Below are 16,271 nucleotides of genomic sequence, written 5' to 3'. Positions count from 1 at the left end.
GTGATCGTTCGCGATGCCAGCACTGCCGGTGCGTCGTTGCCGCTCAAGGGCGCGTGGACCAACGCGGGCCAGGGGCTGCCGGTTGCCACGGGCAATGCGATACGCGTTTTCGAAGTGGCACTGCAGGCCATTCGCGGTGGCGGGCAAGCCGTGCTCGCGCTCGTCCTCGAAACGGAAGGCTCGACCTACGCGGGCACCGGCGCGATGGCACTCTTCGGCCATGGCACGCATGCCGGCTGGCTCAGCGGAGGTTGCCTCGAACCCGAGATCGCACGGTGCGCGGAAGAAGCCGGTGCGACCGGCATGGCCGGGTGGCTGGAAATCGACACCCGCGACGACGAGTTGCTGTTGACGGGTTCCGCCGTGGGATGCCGCGGACGATTGCGGATCGCCCTGCTGCCCCTGCAGGAACTTCCCGGTATCGATGCGATATTGGAAGCGTGGCTGGAAGGCCAGCAACATGCGTCCTTCAACATCACGGCAGATGGCGGCGTCGAAGCCGCAACGCCCACACTCCGTCGACGCTGGCAACTGGCCGCGATGCCGGTCGCATGGTCTTCGCCGCGGCAGCGCTGGCGGGTATCGATCCTGCGGCCACCGGAAGTCCTGATTCTCGGCGCCGGTCCGGAAACCCCGGTACTGGTGCCGCTGCTGCGCGAACTGGGCTGGCGCGTGCACGTGGCCGAACGCAGGCCGCGCTGGCGCGACCATCCGGCACTCGATGGCGTGGTGATCGACGCACCGCCGGCGCAGTCGCTATCCCGCGCAGCCCATGCCGACGCCGCGCTCGTGATGCACCACAACTTCGAGCTCGATCGCGAAGCGCTCGACGCACTGGCCACATCGGCAATACCTTTCATCGGCCTGCTCGGACCTTCGCGGCGCCAGGAAGATCTGTTCAGGCTGCTCACTCCCGCCCAGCGCTCGGCACTGCAACCGCGCCTGCGGTCGCCGGTCGGCATCGATCTCGGCGGCCGCGGCCCGGAAACGATCGCGCTCAGCATCGCGGCGCAGTTGCAGGCCTGGCGGCACAGCGCGGACGCATAGCATCGTGATGGAACCGCCATCCAGGCACGTCGCCGTGGTGCTCGCCGCGGGCGGAAGCTCGCGCCTGGGCACGCCGAAGCAGCTGTTGCGCCGCGACGGCGAAACACTCCTCCATCGCACCGTCCGCCTGGTGGCCGCGACCCATCCGGTGCGCGTCATCGTCGTACTCGGCGCCGACCATGAGCGGTTCGCCGCGGAACTGGCGGATCTCCCGTACACCCGGGTCATAAACGCCGGTTGGCATTCCGGATTGGGGGGAAGCCTGCGCGCCGCTGCGGCGCACGTACCGGCCGACCACGCCGCATTGACGGTCGCGTGCGACCAGCCTGCGTTGAAGGAGCATCACCTGCACGCGTTGCTGGCGGGAGCGCGCACCGCTCCTGCACGCAGTGCCGCCACCGACATCGGCAACGCGTTGGGCGTTCCCGCCGTCGTGCCCGGTGCCTGGTTCCGGGAACTGGACGCGCATGGCGACCATGGCTTCCGCGATCGCCTGCGCAGCCTGCCCGCCGATGCGGTCTTCAGGCTCCACGCACCGGAACTGGCCCGCGACATCGATACTCCGGCAGACCTGCACGCAGCGATGGTGGCGGGGCTGCTCGACGCGGTGCCGTGACGAAGGCTATCGCCGCGCGCTGTCCTTGCCCTCTGATCCCCGGGGCGACACGATGCGCCACCACGATCCCGGTTGCCACCCACGGCGTGCAACGCGATCGCCAAAATCCCCCGGCTTGATGCAATGCGTGACTACCACGGACCCGCCGCGAGCCGCCTGCAACTCCCGCCCGGCCCATGGCGCACGGTGCTCGACGGCCTGTGCGCGCGCTTTCCTGCGATCTCGCGCGAAGTCTGGCTCGATCGCTTCGCGCGCGGCCGGGTGCAGGACGCGGGTGGGGCATCGTTGGCGGTCGATGCGCCGTATCGGACGGGGGCGGAGATCCGCTATTTCCGCGAGGTCGCGGATGAGGCGCCGATCCCTTTCCAGGAAACCGTGTTGCATGTAGACGCACACCTGGTGGTGGCGGACAAGCCGCATTTCCTGCCAGTGATTCCGGCGGGCGGGCATGTGCGCGAGACATTGCTGGCGCGACTGGTGCAGCGGCTGGGCAATCCCGACCTGGTGCCGTTGCATCGCATCGATCGCGATACCGCCGGGCTGGTGTTGTTTTCGGCGAATCCCGCAACGCGCGATGCGTACCAGTCGCTGTTCCGGCAGCGCCGCATCCGCAAGCATTACGAAGCGATCGCACCGGCGCTGCCGGGGCTGTCGTTTCCGCTCACGCACGCATCGCGGCTCGAGAAGGGGGAGCCGTTCTTCCGCATGCGTGAAGTCGATGGCGTGCCTAACAGCGAGACACGCATCGATGTGATCGAGCGTGCGGGTGCGTTGTGGCGTTACGCGCTGGAGCCGGTGACCGGACGCAAGCACCAGTTGCGCGTGCACATGGCCGCGCTCGGCGCCCCGATCCTCAATGATCGCGTCTACCCTCATCTGGCCTCGCCAGGCGCCGGGGGAATGCCTGCCGATTTCACGCAGCCGCTGAAGCTGCGGGCCCGCGCGCTGGTGTTTGATGATCCGCTCAGTGGCGTGGAGCGGCGCTTCGAGAGCACCTTGCAGCTGTAACGCCTCGAACGTCGCTCGGGCCATCCGCACGACCATTGGGCATGCGGGCATGCGGGACTGCGAACGCGCGCACCACACCCCAGCTCCAGCATTCCCGCTGACACGGTTCTTCGCCTGGATCGCGACCGGATCTGCCCGGTTCCGGCGGCGGCAGCTGTTATCGTTTCGCCATTCCATGCCCGACAGGAGCATCCATGAAGGCCCGCAACGCAACGCAGGACGACGAACAACGTCGCCTCGCCGTGCTCATCGACGCCGACAACGCGCAGCCTTCGGTGATCGGGGGCCTGCTGGCCGAAGTGGCGAAGTACGGGGTCGCGAGCGTGAAGCGGATCTATGGCGACTTCACGTCCAACCAGCAGTCGCAGTGGAAGAAGGCGCTGCTCAAGCACTCGATCAGTCCGGTGCAGCAGTTCGCCTATACGAGCGGCAAGAACGCGACGGATTCGTCGCTGATCATCGATGCGATGGACCTGATGTACACGGGGCGCTTCGACGGCTTTTGCCTGGTGTCGAGCGACAGCGACTTCACCCGGTTGGCGCAGCGGTTGCGCGAAGAGGGACTGACCGTTTACGGCTTCGGCGAACGCAAGACGCCCGACGCGTTCGTGCAGGCCTGCGATAAGTTCGTTTACACCGAAGTATTGCGTGCGCAGGAGCCGGTGGCCGTTCCGGTTGCACCGAAGCCGGGCAAACAGCCGGCGAAGAAGACGGCGCGCGTTGCAAAACAGGCTGCCGTGCAGGCGGCGGCACCGCCTGCGTCGGCACCGGCGAAGCCTTCGGGGCCGCTGCCGTTGCCGCTGGAGCTGATCCGGCAGGCGATCGAGGAGGGTTCGGACGAGGAAGGGTGGGCGCACCTGGGGAGCGTCGGCAACTACTTGAACAAGATCCGGCCCGACTTCGATCCACGGTTGTACGGGCAGAAGAAGCTTAGCGATCTGCTGCGACAGCACCCGCGGCATTTCACGGTGGAGGAGCGGGCGACGCCAGGGAGCGGCGGCAAGACTCTGTTCGTGCGCGCGCTGGATTGAATGGCGTGGCCAGTAGCGTGCAGGTGCCGGAAGGGTCCTGTGTCGCCGCTTCGCCATGATTTGCCAACCAGCTGTCTTCGCCGTTGCCGGGATAATCAGCCATGCGCAGATGTTCCGTATTGATCTTGATGATGACGGCCGTGATGTCCGCGGCCTGCATGGCCTCGCCCCCTTCGCTCGTGATGCATCGTCAGCTCGCGGGTGAGGCCGGGGCGGATGGCTGGTACATGGCGCGCTCCACCAAAGGCGGCTTCGCGGTGCGCCTGCCGGCGCAGTTCAACGACTTCAGTATTCCCGCCTCGCGCCAGGACAACGGTCACATGGCGGAACTGGATGTCGTGGGCACGAAGATCCAGGACATCGGCAAGTTCAGTGCGACCTGCATCCGCTATCTCGACAAGGAGCCGGGCAAGGACGCGATCCTTGCGCCGTTCAGGGGCATGGGCGGCACGCCGTTCAAGGACGCGCATGGCGAAGGCGTGCGCGTTCATTCGCCGGAAGGCGCGACGAAGGTGTATGCCTTGCCCGGCCGCACCTGCCTGCTGGTCGTCGAGGCGTACGACGACGAGGTCGTGACGCCGGACGTCATCGAGCAGTTCTTCGGATCGTTCACCCTCGACGATTGAACGCCCTCGCTGACGGGAGGGCGCGTCGCAAAGGACTGGATGCGGCCCGGCATCGGGGCCGTTAACGCGTCCCGTCGACGCCGGCGCGTTCGCGTCCGGACATTGCCGCACTCCTCGCCAACGCGAACTGCCGATGTGGGCTGGGCCCACCTGAGCCTGCGCGTTAGCGCGCCTTTACACCGTGTTGCCATGTTGTTGCCGTGCGTGGTGGAAGCATCCCCGTATTCGCGGCATGCGGCCGCATTGCGACGGAGGACACGATGGCCCAGTCCACGAGCCGGGGCACGCACGATGGCGATGCTTCGAAGTCGAAACATGCGGATGCCGTGCGCGAGACCGTGCAGCGGCAACGACAGATCCAGGCGGAAACCGACCAGCGCGACGAGCAGAAGAAATCGCAGCAGTCGCAACAGAAGCAGGCTGGCGGCAAGCAGCAGGAGAAGGCGCCCGTGCAGGCCGGAGCCGAAAGGGAACCGGTGAATCCGATGCCGGCGCAGCACCTGCGCAAGCCGGGCAATGAACATGAATTGCGGGAAGCGCCGCGCTTCCTCGCCAATGAATACCGCGGCAGCGGCAAGCTCGAAGGCATGGCGGCGCTGATCACCGGCGGCGACTCGGGCATCGGGCGTTCGGTGGCCGTGCTGTTCGCGCGCGAAGGCGCGGACGTGGCGATCGTCTACCTCAGCGAGCACCAGGATGCGGAGGACACCAAGCGCTACGTCGAGGACGAAGGTCGCCGTTGCCTGGCGATTTCCGGCGACGTGCGCGACTCGCGCTTCTGCGAGGAAGCAGTGGCGAAGGCGGTGGAGGCGTTCGGCCGCCTCGACGTGCTGGTCAACAACGCCGCTTTCCAGCAGCACAGCGAAAAGCTGGAGGACATCACCGACGAGCACCTGCAGGAAACCCTGCAGACCAACATCGGCGGTTACCTGCACATGGCGCGCGCGGCGCTGCCGCACATGAAGCAGGGCGCGTCGATCATCAACACCGGATCGGAAACGGGCATCTTCGGCAGCAAGCAGCTGCTCGACTACTCGGCGACGAAGGGCGCGATCCACGCCTTCACCAAGGCGCTGGCAAGCAACCTGCTCGATCGCGGCATCCGCGTGAACTGCGTCGCGCCGGGCCCGGTGTGGACGCCGTTCAATCCGGCCGATGCGCCGCCGGAGAAGGTCGCGCAGTTCGGCAAATCCAGCGACATGGGGCGGCCGGCCCAGCCGGAGGAGATTTCGCCGGCGTTCGTGTTTCTCGCTTCGCCGGTGTGCTCGTCGTACGTCAACGGCGTGGTATTGCCGGTGATGGGCGGGCCGCATGGGTGAGGGAGAGATGCTCCCTCGCCCCGCTTGCGGCAGAGGGCAGCGTCGCGAAGCGATGCACGGTGAGGAAAGCGTCGCGACACGCGCAAGCGCAAGCCGCCCCTCATCCGCCTTCGGCACCTTCTCCCCGCAAGCGGGGAGAAGGGGAATCCATCCGCCTTCGGTATCGACCGATCCAATGGTTCTCCCTCGCCCCGCTTGCGGGGAGAGGGACAGCATCGCGAAGCGATGCAGGGTGAGGGGAAGTGTTGCGCCACGCGCAAACGCAAAGCCTCCCCTCATCCGCCTTCGGCACCTTCTCCCCGCAAGCGGGGAGAAGGGGTGGTCGGAGAAGCCCACAACGATCAGCAAATCGCGTGCACGCAACCGTCAAGGCACGACGCGCTGCAGCTCCAGCCGCTCCAGGATTTCATGCGGGCTCACCGGTTTGACCAGGTGGCCGTCGAATCCGGACTCCGCGCTGCGCTCCCGATCCGTCTGCTGTCCCCAGCCGGTGACCGCGAGAACCAATACTTCCCGCCCCGCGGGCATTGCGCGGATGCGCCGGCACAGCTCGTAGCCGTCCATCCCGGGCATGCCGAGATCCAGCAGCACGACATCGGGATTGACGGACGCGAACACGGAACATGCGTCGTAGCTGTCGTATACGACCGTGACCTGGTGCCGGCCGAGCCGCAGCAGGTGTGCGAGCGAATCGGCGTGTTCGCGGTTGTCGTCGACGATGAGGATGCGGCGCGGATGCTCGGACGTGCGAATCGTGTCGAGCGGCGGTTCCTGTACCGCCGCATGCGTATCGGGAAGGGGGAGTTCGACGACGAATTCACTGCCTTCGCCCAAGCCCTGGCTGTGCACGGTGACGCTGCCGCCGTGCAGCTGCACGAGGTCGCGCACCAGGGTCAGGCCGATGCCGAGGCCACCGCGGCTCTGGTCGCGGGTGTGCTCGCATTGCGTGAACAGGTCGAAGATCTGCGACTGGTGGCGCTGGTCGATGCCGGCGCCGTTGTCGATCACGCTGATGCGCACATTGTCGCCGTCCCGCGCTGCGCGCAGGGTGACCTTGCCGCCAGCCGGCGTGTACTTCGCGGCGTTGTTGAGCAGGTTGGACAACACCTGCGCGATGCGGATCGGATCGACGTCGAGCACGATAGGTTCGCCGGGAAGGTCGACGACGAAGCGGTGCGCGTAGGCGTCGAGCAGCGGCTGGCTGGTCTCCACCGCTGTGGTGACGATGTCGCTGAGCGCGACGTGGCGGCGGCGCAGTTCGATGCGTCCGCGGGTGATGCGCGAGATTTCCAGGAGGTCGTCCACCAGGCGCACGAGCTGCGTCATCTGCCGGTCCATGATGTCGTAGAGCGCGCGATCGTCAGGATTGGCCGCGCCTTCCATGCGCAGGATGTGCAGGCAGTTGCGCAACGGCGCAAGCGGGTTGCGCAGCTCGTGGCCGAGCATGGCGAGGAATTCGTCCTTGCGGCGATCGCTGTCGCGCAGGCTCAGCTCGGTCTGGCGGCGTTCGATCAGGTCGGCGGCGATGCGCGCGAGGATGTCGAGCAGGCGAAGCTCGTGCTCGGAGGGTTCGTGCGGGTACGACCAATGCGTGGAGAGCATGCCGACGACGCGGCCAGTGCGCGACTGCAGCGGCGTGGTCTGGATCGCGACGATGCCCGTTTCCTCGTAAACGGCCAGCAGCTCGGGCCCGAGTTCGCCGGTCATCGCGCGCACGTCCCGGAAAATGACGCGGCGTCCGGCATCGAGTGCCTGCCCGCAGGCGGTGAGGCAGCTGGCATCGATCCACTTCCAGCCGTCGGCGGCACTCGCGCTGAAGCCGCGGTGCGCGAGCAGCTGCAACCGGGATCTTCCATGCAGCATCTGCAGGCTGGCGAACTGCGAATGCATGAGCGCGCAGGCGGTGTCGATGATCTTGGTGTAGAGCGCTTCGTCGTCGTGCTCGGCGATGAGTTCGACGCTGACTTCGTGCAGGCTGCGCGCGTCGGCCAGTTCGCCGGCGAGTTCGGACTCGCGCTGCTGCAAGGTGTCGATCACCCGGTCGCGTTCGACCAGCATGGTCGCGATCTGCGAACCGAAGGCGGCGATCTGCTGTTCCCACTCGTTCAGCGGCCGCGCTTCTTCCAGGCACAGGCAGAACGAACCGATCGCGACGCCATCCTCGGGGCGCAGCACGGGCAGGGAATAGGTCGCGCGCACGCCTTGCGAGAGACACAGATTGCGCCAGGCCGCGCTCCAGGTGGTGTCGCCCGCGACGTCGTCGCAGGAGAACGGCCGGCTATGGACGATCGCCGCGGTGCATGTGCAGAACGACGGCTCGTGCACCGGGAAATTGAAGAGACGGGTGATGACTTCCGCGGGGAAGGGCGCAACGGCTTCGACGATCCGTCCGCGTTCCGCATCGGTCAGCAGGAAGCAGCCACGTGCGTGCGGGTAGAGCGATTCGATCGTGCAGTTCACCGCGCGCAGGCAGTCGGCGCGCGGATGGCCGAGCGCCACGCGTTCGAGCAGCGCGTTCTGCGCGACCGCGAGCGCTTCGGCGCGACGCGAACGCGTGATGTCGACGACGACGCCCGACAGGCAATTGGGATAACCGCGCCCGCTGTTGCGCGCGCCGTGCGCATGCAGCCAGTGCAGTGCGCCGTTGGGCGCGATCACGCGGTATTCGATGTCGTAGTCGGCGGAACCCGCGATGGCCTCATCGAGTGCGAGGCGCACTCGCGGCAGGTCTTCGGGGTGGATCGCGGCGAGCACGGCTTCGAGCGTGACATCCGCACTGCGCGACAGGCCGAAGATCGATTTGCAGGTATCGGAAAGCGCGAGGTGCTGGTTGGTGAGGTCGAGTTGCCAGGTGCCGATACGGCCCGCGTCGAGCGCTCGTTCGAGTTGGGCATCGCGTTGCAGGGGCGCAACACGTGCGATCGCATTGCGGCTGCTGTCGTCGTGAGTTGTCCCCTGTGAACCCCGCGTGGAGGAAGTGCCGTGACCGGCGGCACCACTGCTGACCATCGTCCGGTCCTGTTGAGCCGAGGAATTGATCATGCGCTGCTGGCGTGAAGGCGGAGTTCACGGAAATGACTGGGGACGCGGGGTCTTTCCGGAACCGAGCATCTCCTGTCGTCACGGACGCGATGCCGTGTCCGCATTTCACAGGCTGCCGCCATCGCCCGACTACCCTTCGGGGGAACCTGCAAGGAGGTCGCCATGTCTGCGGATACCAAGACGCCGTTGGAGCATGTCAATGACACGGTGGTGCAGCTGAAGGAGATGCGGCACTACGCAAAGAACAACGTGGAGCTGCTGACGACGCAATGGCTGCTGTTCGATGGCGAACTGTCGAAGCTGAAACGGGCGGAGGAGATCGAGCAGCTGATGGCGTTGCAGGGACAGTTCTACGACGCACTGGAAGCGGCGATCACCGACCTCGAAGGGTTGTCGGTGGAGTTGCAACCTCCACCGCCGGAGGAATAAGTCACTGCACCCCGTTTGGGCACGGTCTTCGCACGGATTTTCTGCAGGCGATGGCAGCATCGCGTGGTGCCGGATGCCGCGATTCTCGCGGAGCATCCACGCTTCTATCGGCAACAACGACGCCGATGCATCATCGAGGAGGAGATCGCATGAATGCCGTAGTCAGGCTGGCTGTCGCTTTCGCCGCAGGCGCGGCGGCCATGTATTACTTCGATCCGGTGGCAGGCAGGCGCCGCCGTGCGATGACGCGGGACCAGAGCGTCTCCGTCGGCCATGACGTCGAAGGTTTCGCCCGTGCGAAGTCGAAGCGCGCCGCCGATCGCGTGCAGGGAGCAAAGGCAAGGGCGCGCGCGCGGCTCGATGACGAACCGGTCGACGACCTGCAGCTGCATGAGCGCATCCGCTCCCGGCTGGGCCACCTCGCCGAGGATGCCAGCGCGGTCACCGTGCAGGTAGCCGACGGACACGTCGTGCTCAGTGGCAACGTCAGCGAAGAAGAAGTCGAGTCGTTGGCGGATGAGGTCTCGTCGATACGCGGCGTCGCGAGCGTGGACAACCAGCTCTCCATCGGGACGGACACCGGCACCATCGGAACGACTCCAGCCGGCCAGGACGCACGACACTGACGCAGGCCGGTCCCGCGCATGCGATGCCATGCATCGCATGCGCGTTCACGTCAGCATCACGCAGCGCACCAGGCCCGCCGCCGGAAGCGGTGCCGCGCGCTATTCATGGTCGTATGATGGCCGCGGCTCTCGGTGCGAGAGGTCGGCATGACCAGCAGTCCCAGCACTATCCGGACCGTCCGGACCCCTGCGAAGTTGTGGCAGGACTGCGTCCTTGTCGCGGGTCTCGTTGGAATCCTCGGCTGGCTGTCGGTCACATTCTCGCGCGGGCCGGGGGAGTTATCCGCCGTCTGGTTCGGCAACGGCATCCTCGTGGGCTGGCTGCTCTCGCGTCCCACGCCGCTGTGGGCCTTCTACATCGTCGGCGCATTCCTGGCGGATCTGATCGCCCGGTTGGTTTCGGACAGTCCTCCGTTGCATTCCCTTCTGGTCGCCGGCAGCAACGTCATCGAAGTGCTGATCGTGGCGGTCGCCGTGCGCCGGCGCGTGCCCGATATCGGCGATCCGAAGCACTGGCTGTCGCTGGGCGGCATCGCGACCGGCATCACGCTGGCGGCCTGTGCGATATCCGGCCTGCTGGCGGCGGCCGCCAACACGCTCCTCGCGGGTGGCGCGTTCGCTACCACCTATCTGACCTGGTACGCGGCGCACGTGGTCGGCATGGTGATCTGCGCCACGACCACGCTCGTGATCCACCGCGAAGGCCGCCGGCTTGTCATCGCGCCAGGACGCGGCTGGTCCTTCGTCTTCACTGCACTGTTGATCGCAGTGGTCAGTGTCGGCGTATTCAGCGTGCGCTATCCGATCATGTTCCTCGTGTATCCGCCGCTGTTGTGGGCGGCCTTCCGCTTCCGGTTTCCGGGCGTGGCGCTGGGTATCGCGTTGCTGACGCTGATCGGCACCGTGGCGACCGCGATGGACGAAGGACCGATCATGCTGGTCGAAGGCCTGGGAACCTCCGGCCACATTGCCTTGTTGCAGCTCTACATCGCCGCCGCGTGCGTGATGACAATTCCCGTCGCGCTTGTGATGGCCGAACGAAAACGCCTCAATGCGCGTGTCCGCGACAGCGAACTGGGCTATCGCATGCTCGCGGACTACTCGCATGACGTGATCGTGCGGATGCGGCCCGATGGCGAGCGCCTCTACGTCTCGCCTTCGTCGCGCGACATCCTCGGCTGGACGCCCGCGGAAATGCTGGGTGAGCGCTGGGAGCTGGTGCATCCAGAGGATCGTGCACTCCAGCAGCAGATCATGGACGAAGTGATCGCCACGGGTGAGCCGCGCATCGCGGTCTATCGCGTGCAGCACCGGGACGGTCATTACGTGTGGATCGAAGCGGTCACGCGGCCCATCCCCAGCACCGACCGCGATGGCATGGACATCATCTACACCGGTCGTGACATCAGCCGCCGCATGGCGGCGGAAGCGGCGCTGGCGGAAAGCCGGCAGGAGCTGGAACGCATGGCGCGCGTGGATGCGCTCACCGATCTCGCCAATCGCCGCCAGTTCGAAGAACGCCTGGAGCTGGCGCTGTTGCGACAACAACGGCAGGGCACGGCCCTGGCGTTGATGTACCTGGACGTGGACCATTTCAAGCACATCAACGACACGTGGGGACATGCGGCCGGCGACGTCGTGCTGCGCGCGTTCGCCGATCGGCTGGTGCACTGCGTGCGGGCGACCGACCTGGTCGCGCGGCTGGGAGGCGACGAATTCGTGGTGCTGATCGAAGATGCATCGCTGCCCGCCGCCGCGGAAGTCATCGCGCGCAAGCTGCTGAGCGAGATGCGGCACAGCATCGACATCGACAGCACGGCGTTGATGGCAACCACGAGTATCGGCATCGCCTACGCGAAAGCGCCGACAGAGGCCGCGGCGCTGCTGGCGACGGCGGATGCGGCGCTCTATGAAGCCAAGCAGGCCGGCCGCAATACCTGCCGGATACGGCCGGTCGATGCGACGGTGCGGGGAAGCGGGCGCATCGATGGTTGACGTCGCGCGGTAACGAAGCGCTGCGACGCCAGCAGGTCGAAGCCGTAATCACACCGAGGCGGCCTGTTCTCGCTCGATCGCGCGCCAGCCGATGTCGTGGCGATGGAATTCGCCATGCCAGGAAATGCCAGCGACCGCATCATAGGCGCGGCGTTGCGCATCGAAAACGGTTTCACCGAGCGCACACACGCACAGCACGCGGCCGCCGCTGGTGACAACGTGGTCGCCTTCCAGCTTCGTACCGGCATGGAAAACCTTCGTGCCTTCGAGTTCGGGCGCATCGATGCTGTTGATGACGTCGCCGGTGCGCGGCGTGCCGGGATAGTTTTCCGCGGCCATTACCACGCCCAGGCTCGGGCGCGGATTCCAGTTCGCTTCGACTTCACGCAGGCGCCCGTCGATCGCGGCTTCGACCAGGTCGAGCAGGTCGCTGTCGAGGCGCAGCATCACCGGCTGCGTTTCCGGATCGCCGAAGCGCACGTTGAACTCGATGACTTTCGGTGCTCCCGACTTGTCGATCATCAGCCCGGCGTAGAGGAAGCCGGTGAACGGCACGCCGTCCTTGATCATGCCTTCCACGGTCGGGTTCACGACTTCGCGCATCACCCGCTCATGCACGTCGGGCGTGACCACGGGCGCGGGCGAATAGGCGCCCATGCCGCCGGTGTTGGGGCCGGTGTCGCCGTCGCCGACGCGCTTGTGGTCCTGCGATGTCGCCATCGGCAGCGCGGTCCGGCCGTCGACCATGGAGATGAAGCTGGCCTCCTCGCCCTCGAGGAATTCCTCGATCACCACGCGCGCACCGGCCGCGCCGAATGCGTATTCGCCGAGCATGTCGGTGATCGCGGCTTCGGCTTCGGCCAGCGTCATCGCAACGATCACGCCCTTGCCGGCAGCGAGGCCGTCGGCCTTGATCACGATCGGCGCGCCTTTCTGGCGGATGTAGTCGAGCGCTTCGTCGACATGCGTGTGTACGGCGTAGTGCGCGGTGGGAATGTTGTGGCGTGCGAGGAAATCCTTCGCGAAGGCCTTGCTGCCTTCGAGCTGCGCGGCTGCTGCCGTCGGACCGAAGATGCGCTGACCCGCCGCGCGGAATTTGTCGACCACGCCTGCTACGAGCGGGCCTTCGGGACCGACGACGGTGACGGCGACGTTCTCCTGCTGCGCGAGGGCGAGCAGGCCATCGAGGTCGGTCGTGCTGACGGGCACGTTGCGGCAGCCGGCTTCGTGCGCGGTGCCGGCATTGCCCGGTGCGACCAGCACTTCGCTCACGCGCGGCGATTGCGCGAGCTTCCAGGCGAGGGCGTGTTCGCGGCCGCCGGAACCGATGACGAGAACCTTCATGTGCCGTTCTTCCTGTGGTCGCTGGCGCAATGCCGAGTGCAGTGTGTGTATTACGGTGTTGGTGCGAGGTTAATGGATCGGGGCTGATCCGATTTCAAAAAGCAAAAACGCCCCTCATCCGCCCTTTGGGCACCTTCTCCCCGCGACGCGGGGAGAAGGAAAGCGTGTTGCTGCTTCATGCGGGAGAGGGAGATGATCGCTTCTTCCTACCCCTCGCCCCGCTTGCGGGGAGAGGGACAGCGTTGCAAAGCAACGCAGGGTGAGGGGCCGTCAGTGGCGGAAATGGCGAACGCCGGTGAACACCATCGCGATCCCATGCTCGTCCGCTGCCGCGATCACCTCCGCATCGCGCATCGAGCCACCGGGCTGGATCACGGCCTTGATGCCCGCTTCCGCCGCCGCGTCGATGCCATCGCGGAACGGGAAGAACGCGTCGCTCGCCATCATCGACCCCGGCACGACCAGGCCCGCGTCGTTCGCCTTGATCCCGGCGATGCGCGCCGAATATACGCGGCTCATCTGGCCGGCGCCGACACCGATCGTGCGATGGTCCCTCGCGTAAACGATCGCATTGGACTTCACGAACTTCGCCACCTTCCACGCAAACAGCAGGTCGGTGAACTGCGCGTCCGTCGGCGCCAGCTTCGTCACAACCTTGAGCTCGTCGCGCGTGACCACGCGGTCGTCGGCGGTCTGCATCAGCAGGCCGGAGCCGACGCGCTTGCAGTCGATGAAGCCCCTCGAGGCAGGCGCCAGGGGAATTCGCAGCACGCGCACGTTGGCCTTCTTCTTCGCGTATTCCAGCGCGGCGTCTTCGTAATCCGGTGCGATCAGCACCTCGACGAACTGGCGATCGAGGATCGTCTTCGCCGTGGCAGCATCGAGCGTACGGTTAAACGCGATGATGCCGCCGAAGGCCGAGGTCGGATCGGTCGCATAAGCCATTTCATATGCATCGCCGCAGCCGCTGCCTACGGCGACGCCGCACGGATTGGCGTGCTTGACGATCACGCAGGCCGGCGCGTCGAACTGGCGCACGCATTCCCAGGCCGCGTCGGAGTCGGCGATGTTGTTGTAGGAGAGTTCCTTGCCCTGCAACTGGGTGAAGGTGGCCAGCGAGCCCGGCGCCGGATACAGGTCGCGATAGAACGCGGCCTGCTGGTGCGGATTCTCGCCGTAGCGCAGGTCCATCACCTTCACGAAGTTGCCGTTGGCCTGGCCTGAAAACTGCGCGCGATGCTTTGCGCTCTCGTCCGACGCTTCCGCCATCGACGACAGGACGTCGCTGATGCGGCCGTCGTATTGGGCGACGCGGTTGAAGGCGGCGACGCTCAACTTGAAGCGGGTGTTCGCGCCAAGCGTGCCGTCGTTGGCATCGAGTTCTTCGATGACGCCTGCGTATTGCGCCGGATCCGTGGCGACCGCGACGTAGGCGAAGTTCTTCGCCGCCGCGCGCAGCATCGCCGGGCCGCCGATGTCGATGTTCTCGATGATGTCGTCGAACGTGGCATCGGGCTCGTACGCAACGCGTTCGAACGGATACAGGTTCAGCACCAGCAGGTCGATCGGTTCGATGCCCTGCTGCGCCATCACCGCGTCGTCGATACCGCGGCGGCCGAGCAGGCCGCCGTGCACCTTCGGATGCAGGGTCTTGACCCGGCCGTCCATGATTTCGGGGAAGCCGGTGACTTCGCTCACGTCCTTCACCGGCAGGCCTGCTTCGCGGATGGCCCTGGCGGTTCCGCCGGTGGAGAGCAGTTCGACGTTGCGGGCGGCGAGGGCACGGGCCAGCTCGATCAGGCCGGTCTTGTCGGAAACGGAGAGCAGTGCCCGGCGTAGGGGCAGGCGGTCGGTGGTCATGGGGAGCTGGCGGGGCGAAAGAGGCCGGAATTATAAGGGCCGCGGAGTGAGCGGCCCTTATTCCGAAAACTGCTGGCTCGACTGAGCGGAGGAGTACGTAGCGCCCTCCACACTATCGCGCGGACGCGTTACTGCTCCAGCCCGTATTCGCGCAACTTCTTGCGTAACGTCGCGCGATGAATGCCGAGCATCGCGGCGGCGCGGCTCTGGTTGCCTTCGCAATGCGAGAGGACTTCGACGAACAACGGAATCTCGAGTTCGCGCAGCGCGATCTCGTACAGATTTTCGGTGCCGCAACCGTTGAGATCACCGAGGTAACGACGGATGGATGTGGCAACGTGGTCGCGCAGCGGCGGTCGCGGTTTGGAGCGTTGATCGTTGCGATCGGCAGCGGCGTTCAAGCGGTATCCCCCGGTATTCATCCCGCCGCGGTGTCGAGGCACGGTCGGCGGGGAGGGCGAGTCTAGCGCGGGCCTGTCGCAGGCAACAACAAGAAACGTGGCGGGCTCCCGCATTTCACGTTTGCGCCTGGCAACGCCGCACCAAGCCGTTACAGGAAGTCGAAAGTGAACGCGACGACCTGTTGCGCGGGCTCGACGACATCGAGCTGGATGGTCGCGCTCTGGCCTGGCGCAATGGCACCCCTGGCGTTTTTGCCCAGGTAGTCGGCCGGGGTGAAGGCCCGCATGCCGACCTGCCGCCCGTCCATGTCCGACAGGGTGAGCAGCACCGTCGGCCACGGCTGCTCCCAGCGTGCGTCATTCCTGAAACTTGCGCTGACGTGCAGCACGCCGCGCGCGCCGGCCTTCGGCTGCACGCTGCGCTGGAGCATGGTGAACGCCGCCGGTTCGCGCCATGCAGGTACTTCGCAGCGCAACAACGCACAGGTGCTGGTGATCAGTGGGCGCCAGCGCGCATTGCCGGCGAGTTCGACGCGTTGCGCAAGCACCATCTGCACCAGCAACACCAACACCAGACCGGCGACGACGAGCCAACTGCGCCAATGCGTCGTGCGCACCGGCGCCGGCGCGTGGCGACGGGCGAAGCTGGGCGCGTGGTGGCTGCGCGGGCGGCGTGGTTTCGCTTCAGCGGAAGCTTGCGAAGGCACCTCTTCCGTGGGGTTCGGTGCAGCGGGTGCCGTTTCAGGAGCGGCTTCGACCTTCGTCTCGGCGGCTGGCGGCGTAGCTGGTTTCTGCAGCGGCTTCGCGAGCCGCGGATCGATCGCGCTGCCGCAACGCGGGCAACGCTGGCTCGTTCCGCTTTGTGCGGCGACGAGGAATCCACAATGCGGGCAGGCGACGAACATGGGCCCTATTCAAGCACGCCGG

General features: G+C 66.3%; 14 protein-coding genes. 9 read left to right on the top strand and 5 right to left on the bottom strand.

Annotated elements, in window-relative coordinates; all coding sequences use genetic code 11:
* The 6 genes from ASD14_RS11645 (at position 1) to ASD14_RS11620 (ending at position 5,647) form a co-directional block, all read left to right on the top strand.
* The gene (locus ASD14_RS11645) at positions 1–1,047 is read left to right on the top strand and encodes an XdhC/CoxI family protein (RefSeq protein WP_235565396.1); all 1,047 of its coding nucleotides are present in this window, start codon (positions 1–3) and stop codon (positions 1,045–1,047) included.
* A gap of 7 nt (positions 1,048–1,054) precedes the next feature.
* Complete coding sequence (locus ASD14_RS11640) at positions 1,055–1,663, top strand: nucleotidyltransferase family protein (protein ID WP_056133784.1); 609 nt, start codon at positions 1,055–1,057, stop codon at positions 1,661–1,663.
* A 123-nt stretch (positions 1,664–1,786) separates the two neighbouring features.
* Positions 1,787–2,671: an RluA family pseudouridine synthase gene (locus tag ASD14_RS11635; protein ID WP_056133781.1), complete on the top strand. Its 885-nt coding sequence runs from the start codon at positions 1,787–1,789 to the stop codon at positions 2,669–2,671.
* A gap of 194 nt (positions 2,672–2,865) precedes the next feature.
* Entirely contained in the window at positions 2,866–3,702 is an 837-nt protein-coding gene (locus ASD14_RS11630; protein WP_056133778.1) for an NYN domain-containing protein, read from the top strand.
* A 158-nt stretch (positions 3,703–3,860) separates the two neighbouring features.
* A complete protein-coding gene (locus ASD14_RS11625; RefSeq protein ID WP_157475321.1) occupies positions 3,861–4,328 on the top strand; it encodes a hypothetical protein in 468 nt (155 codons plus the stop codon).
* A gap of 260 nt (positions 4,329–4,588) precedes the next feature.
* Complete coding sequence (locus ASD14_RS11620) at positions 4,589–5,647, top strand: SDR family oxidoreductase (protein WP_056133773.1); 1,059 nt, start codon at positions 4,589–4,591, stop codon at positions 5,645–5,647.
* Positions 5,648–6,013: 366 nt separating this feature from the next.
* On the opposite strand, the gene ASD14_RS11615 is transcribed toward ASD14_RS11620, so the two are convergent.
* A complete protein-coding gene (locus ASD14_RS11615; protein WP_082538943.1) occupies positions 6,014–8,689 on the bottom strand; it encodes an ATP-binding protein in 2,676 nt (891 codons plus the stop codon).
* A 162-nt stretch (positions 8,690–8,851) separates the two neighbouring features.
* Between ASD14_RS11615 and ASD14_RS11610 the strand changes: the two genes are divergently transcribed.
* The 3 genes from ASD14_RS11610 to ASD14_RS11600 all read left to right on the top strand — a co-directional run bounded on the left by ASD14_RS11610 (position 8,852) and on the right by ASD14_RS11600 (position 11,739).
* Positions 8,852–9,118, top strand: coding sequence for a hypothetical protein (locus tag ASD14_RS11610; protein WP_056133763.1), 267 nt, complete (start codon positions 8,852–8,854; stop codon positions 9,116–9,118).
* Between the two features lie 149 nt (positions 9,119–9,267).
* Complete coding sequence (locus tag ASD14_RS11605) at positions 9,268–9,744, top strand: BON domain-containing protein (protein WP_056133760.1); 477 nt, start codon at positions 9,268–9,270, stop codon at positions 9,742–9,744.
* A gap of 147 nt (positions 9,745–9,891) precedes the next feature.
* Positions 9,892–11,739 (top strand): sensor domain-containing diguanylate cyclase, encoded by a 1,848-nt coding sequence (locus ASD14_RS11600; RefSeq protein ID WP_082538941.1) that lies wholly within the window; start codon positions 9,892–9,894, stop codon positions 11,737–11,739.
* Between the two features lie 48 nt (positions 11,740–11,787).
* On the opposite strand, the gene purD is transcribed toward ASD14_RS11600, so the two are convergent.
* The 4 genes from purD to ASD14_RS11580 form a co-directional block, all read right to left on the bottom strand.
* A complete protein-coding gene (purD, locus tag ASD14_RS11595) occupies positions 11,788–13,083 on the bottom strand; it encodes a phosphoribosylamine--glycine ligase (RefSeq protein ID WP_056133754.1) in 1,296 nt (431 codons plus the stop codon).
* A 270-nt stretch (positions 13,084–13,353) separates the two neighbouring features.
* Complete coding sequence (gene purH, locus ASD14_RS11590; RefSeq protein WP_056133751.1) at positions 13,354–14,943, bottom strand: bifunctional phosphoribosylaminoimidazolecarboxamide formyltransferase/IMP cyclohydrolase; 1,590 nt, start codon at positions 14,941–14,943, stop codon at positions 13,354–13,356.
* A 128-nt stretch (positions 14,944–15,071) separates the two neighbouring features.
* The gene (gene fis / locus ASD14_RS11585; RefSeq protein WP_056134433.1) at positions 15,072–15,344 is read right to left on the bottom strand and encodes a DNA-binding transcriptional regulator Fis; all 273 of its coding nucleotides are present in this window, start codon (positions 15,342–15,344) and stop codon (positions 15,072–15,074) included.
* A gap of 149 nt (positions 15,345–15,493) precedes the next feature.
* On the bottom strand, positions 15,494–16,249 hold the full coding sequence (locus tag ASD14_RS11580; protein WP_056133748.1) for a DUF3426 domain-containing protein: 756 nt from the start codon (positions 16,247–16,249) through the stop codon (positions 15,494–15,496).
* Positions 16,250–16,271: the final 22 nt, after the last annotated feature.

Source organism: Lysobacter sp. Root494 (assembly GCF_001427225.1).
GTDB lineage: Bacteria > Pseudomonadota > Gammaproteobacteria > Xanthomonadales > Xanthomonadaceae > Agrilutibacter.
The sequence above is the reverse complement of the archived record's forward strand: the minus strand, read 5'-3'. Positions and strand labels throughout refer to the sequence as shown.

Excerpts from the sequence above, each read along its gene's own strand:
- ASD14_RS11640 (WP_056133784.1), top strand. The coding sequence starts at position 1,055 with ATGGAACCGCCATCCAGGCACGTCGCCGTGGTGCTCGCCGCGGGCGGA.
- ASD14_RS11615 (WP_082538943.1), bottom strand. The coding sequence starts at position 8,689 with ATGATCAATTCCTCGGCTCAACAGGACCGGACGATGGTCAGCAGTGGT.
- ASD14_RS11620 (WP_056133773.1), top strand. The coding sequence starts at position 4,589 with ATGGCCCAGTCCACGAGCCGGGGCACGCACGATGGCGATGCTTCGAAG.
- purD (WP_056133754.1), bottom strand. The coding sequence starts at position 13,083 with ATGAAGGTTCTCGTCATCGGTTCCGGCGGCCGCGAACACGCCCTCGCC.
- purH (WP_056133751.1), bottom strand. The coding sequence starts at position 14,943 with ATGACCACCGACCGCCTGCCCCTACGCCGGGCACTGCTCTCCGTTTCC.
- ASD14_RS11610 (WP_056133763.1), top strand. The coding sequence starts at position 8,852 with ATGTCTGCGGATACCAAGACGCCGTTGGAGCATGTCAATGACACGGTG.
- ASD14_RS11625 (WP_157475321.1), top strand. The coding sequence starts at position 3,861 with ATGGCCTCGCCCCCTTCGCTCGTGATGCATCGTCAGCTCGCGGGTGAG.
- ASD14_RS11600 (WP_082538941.1), top strand. The coding sequence starts at position 9,892 with ATGACCAGCAGTCCCAGCACTATCCGGACCGTCCGGACCCCTGCGAAG.
- ASD14_RS11635 (WP_056133781.1), top strand. The coding sequence starts at position 1,787 with ATGCGTGACTACCACGGACCCGCCGCGAGCCGCCTGCAACTCCCGCCC.
- ASD14_RS11580 (WP_056133748.1), bottom strand. The coding sequence starts at position 16,249 with ATGTTCGTCGCCTGCCCGCATTGTGGATTCCTCGTCGCCGCACAAAGC.
- ASD14_RS11605 (WP_056133760.1), top strand. The coding sequence starts at position 9,268 with ATGAATGCCGTAGTCAGGCTGGCTGTCGCTTTCGCCGCAGGCGCGGCG.
- ASD14_RS11630 (WP_056133778.1), top strand. The coding sequence starts at position 2,866 with ATGAAGGCCCGCAACGCAACGCAGGACGACGAACAACGTCGCCTCGCC.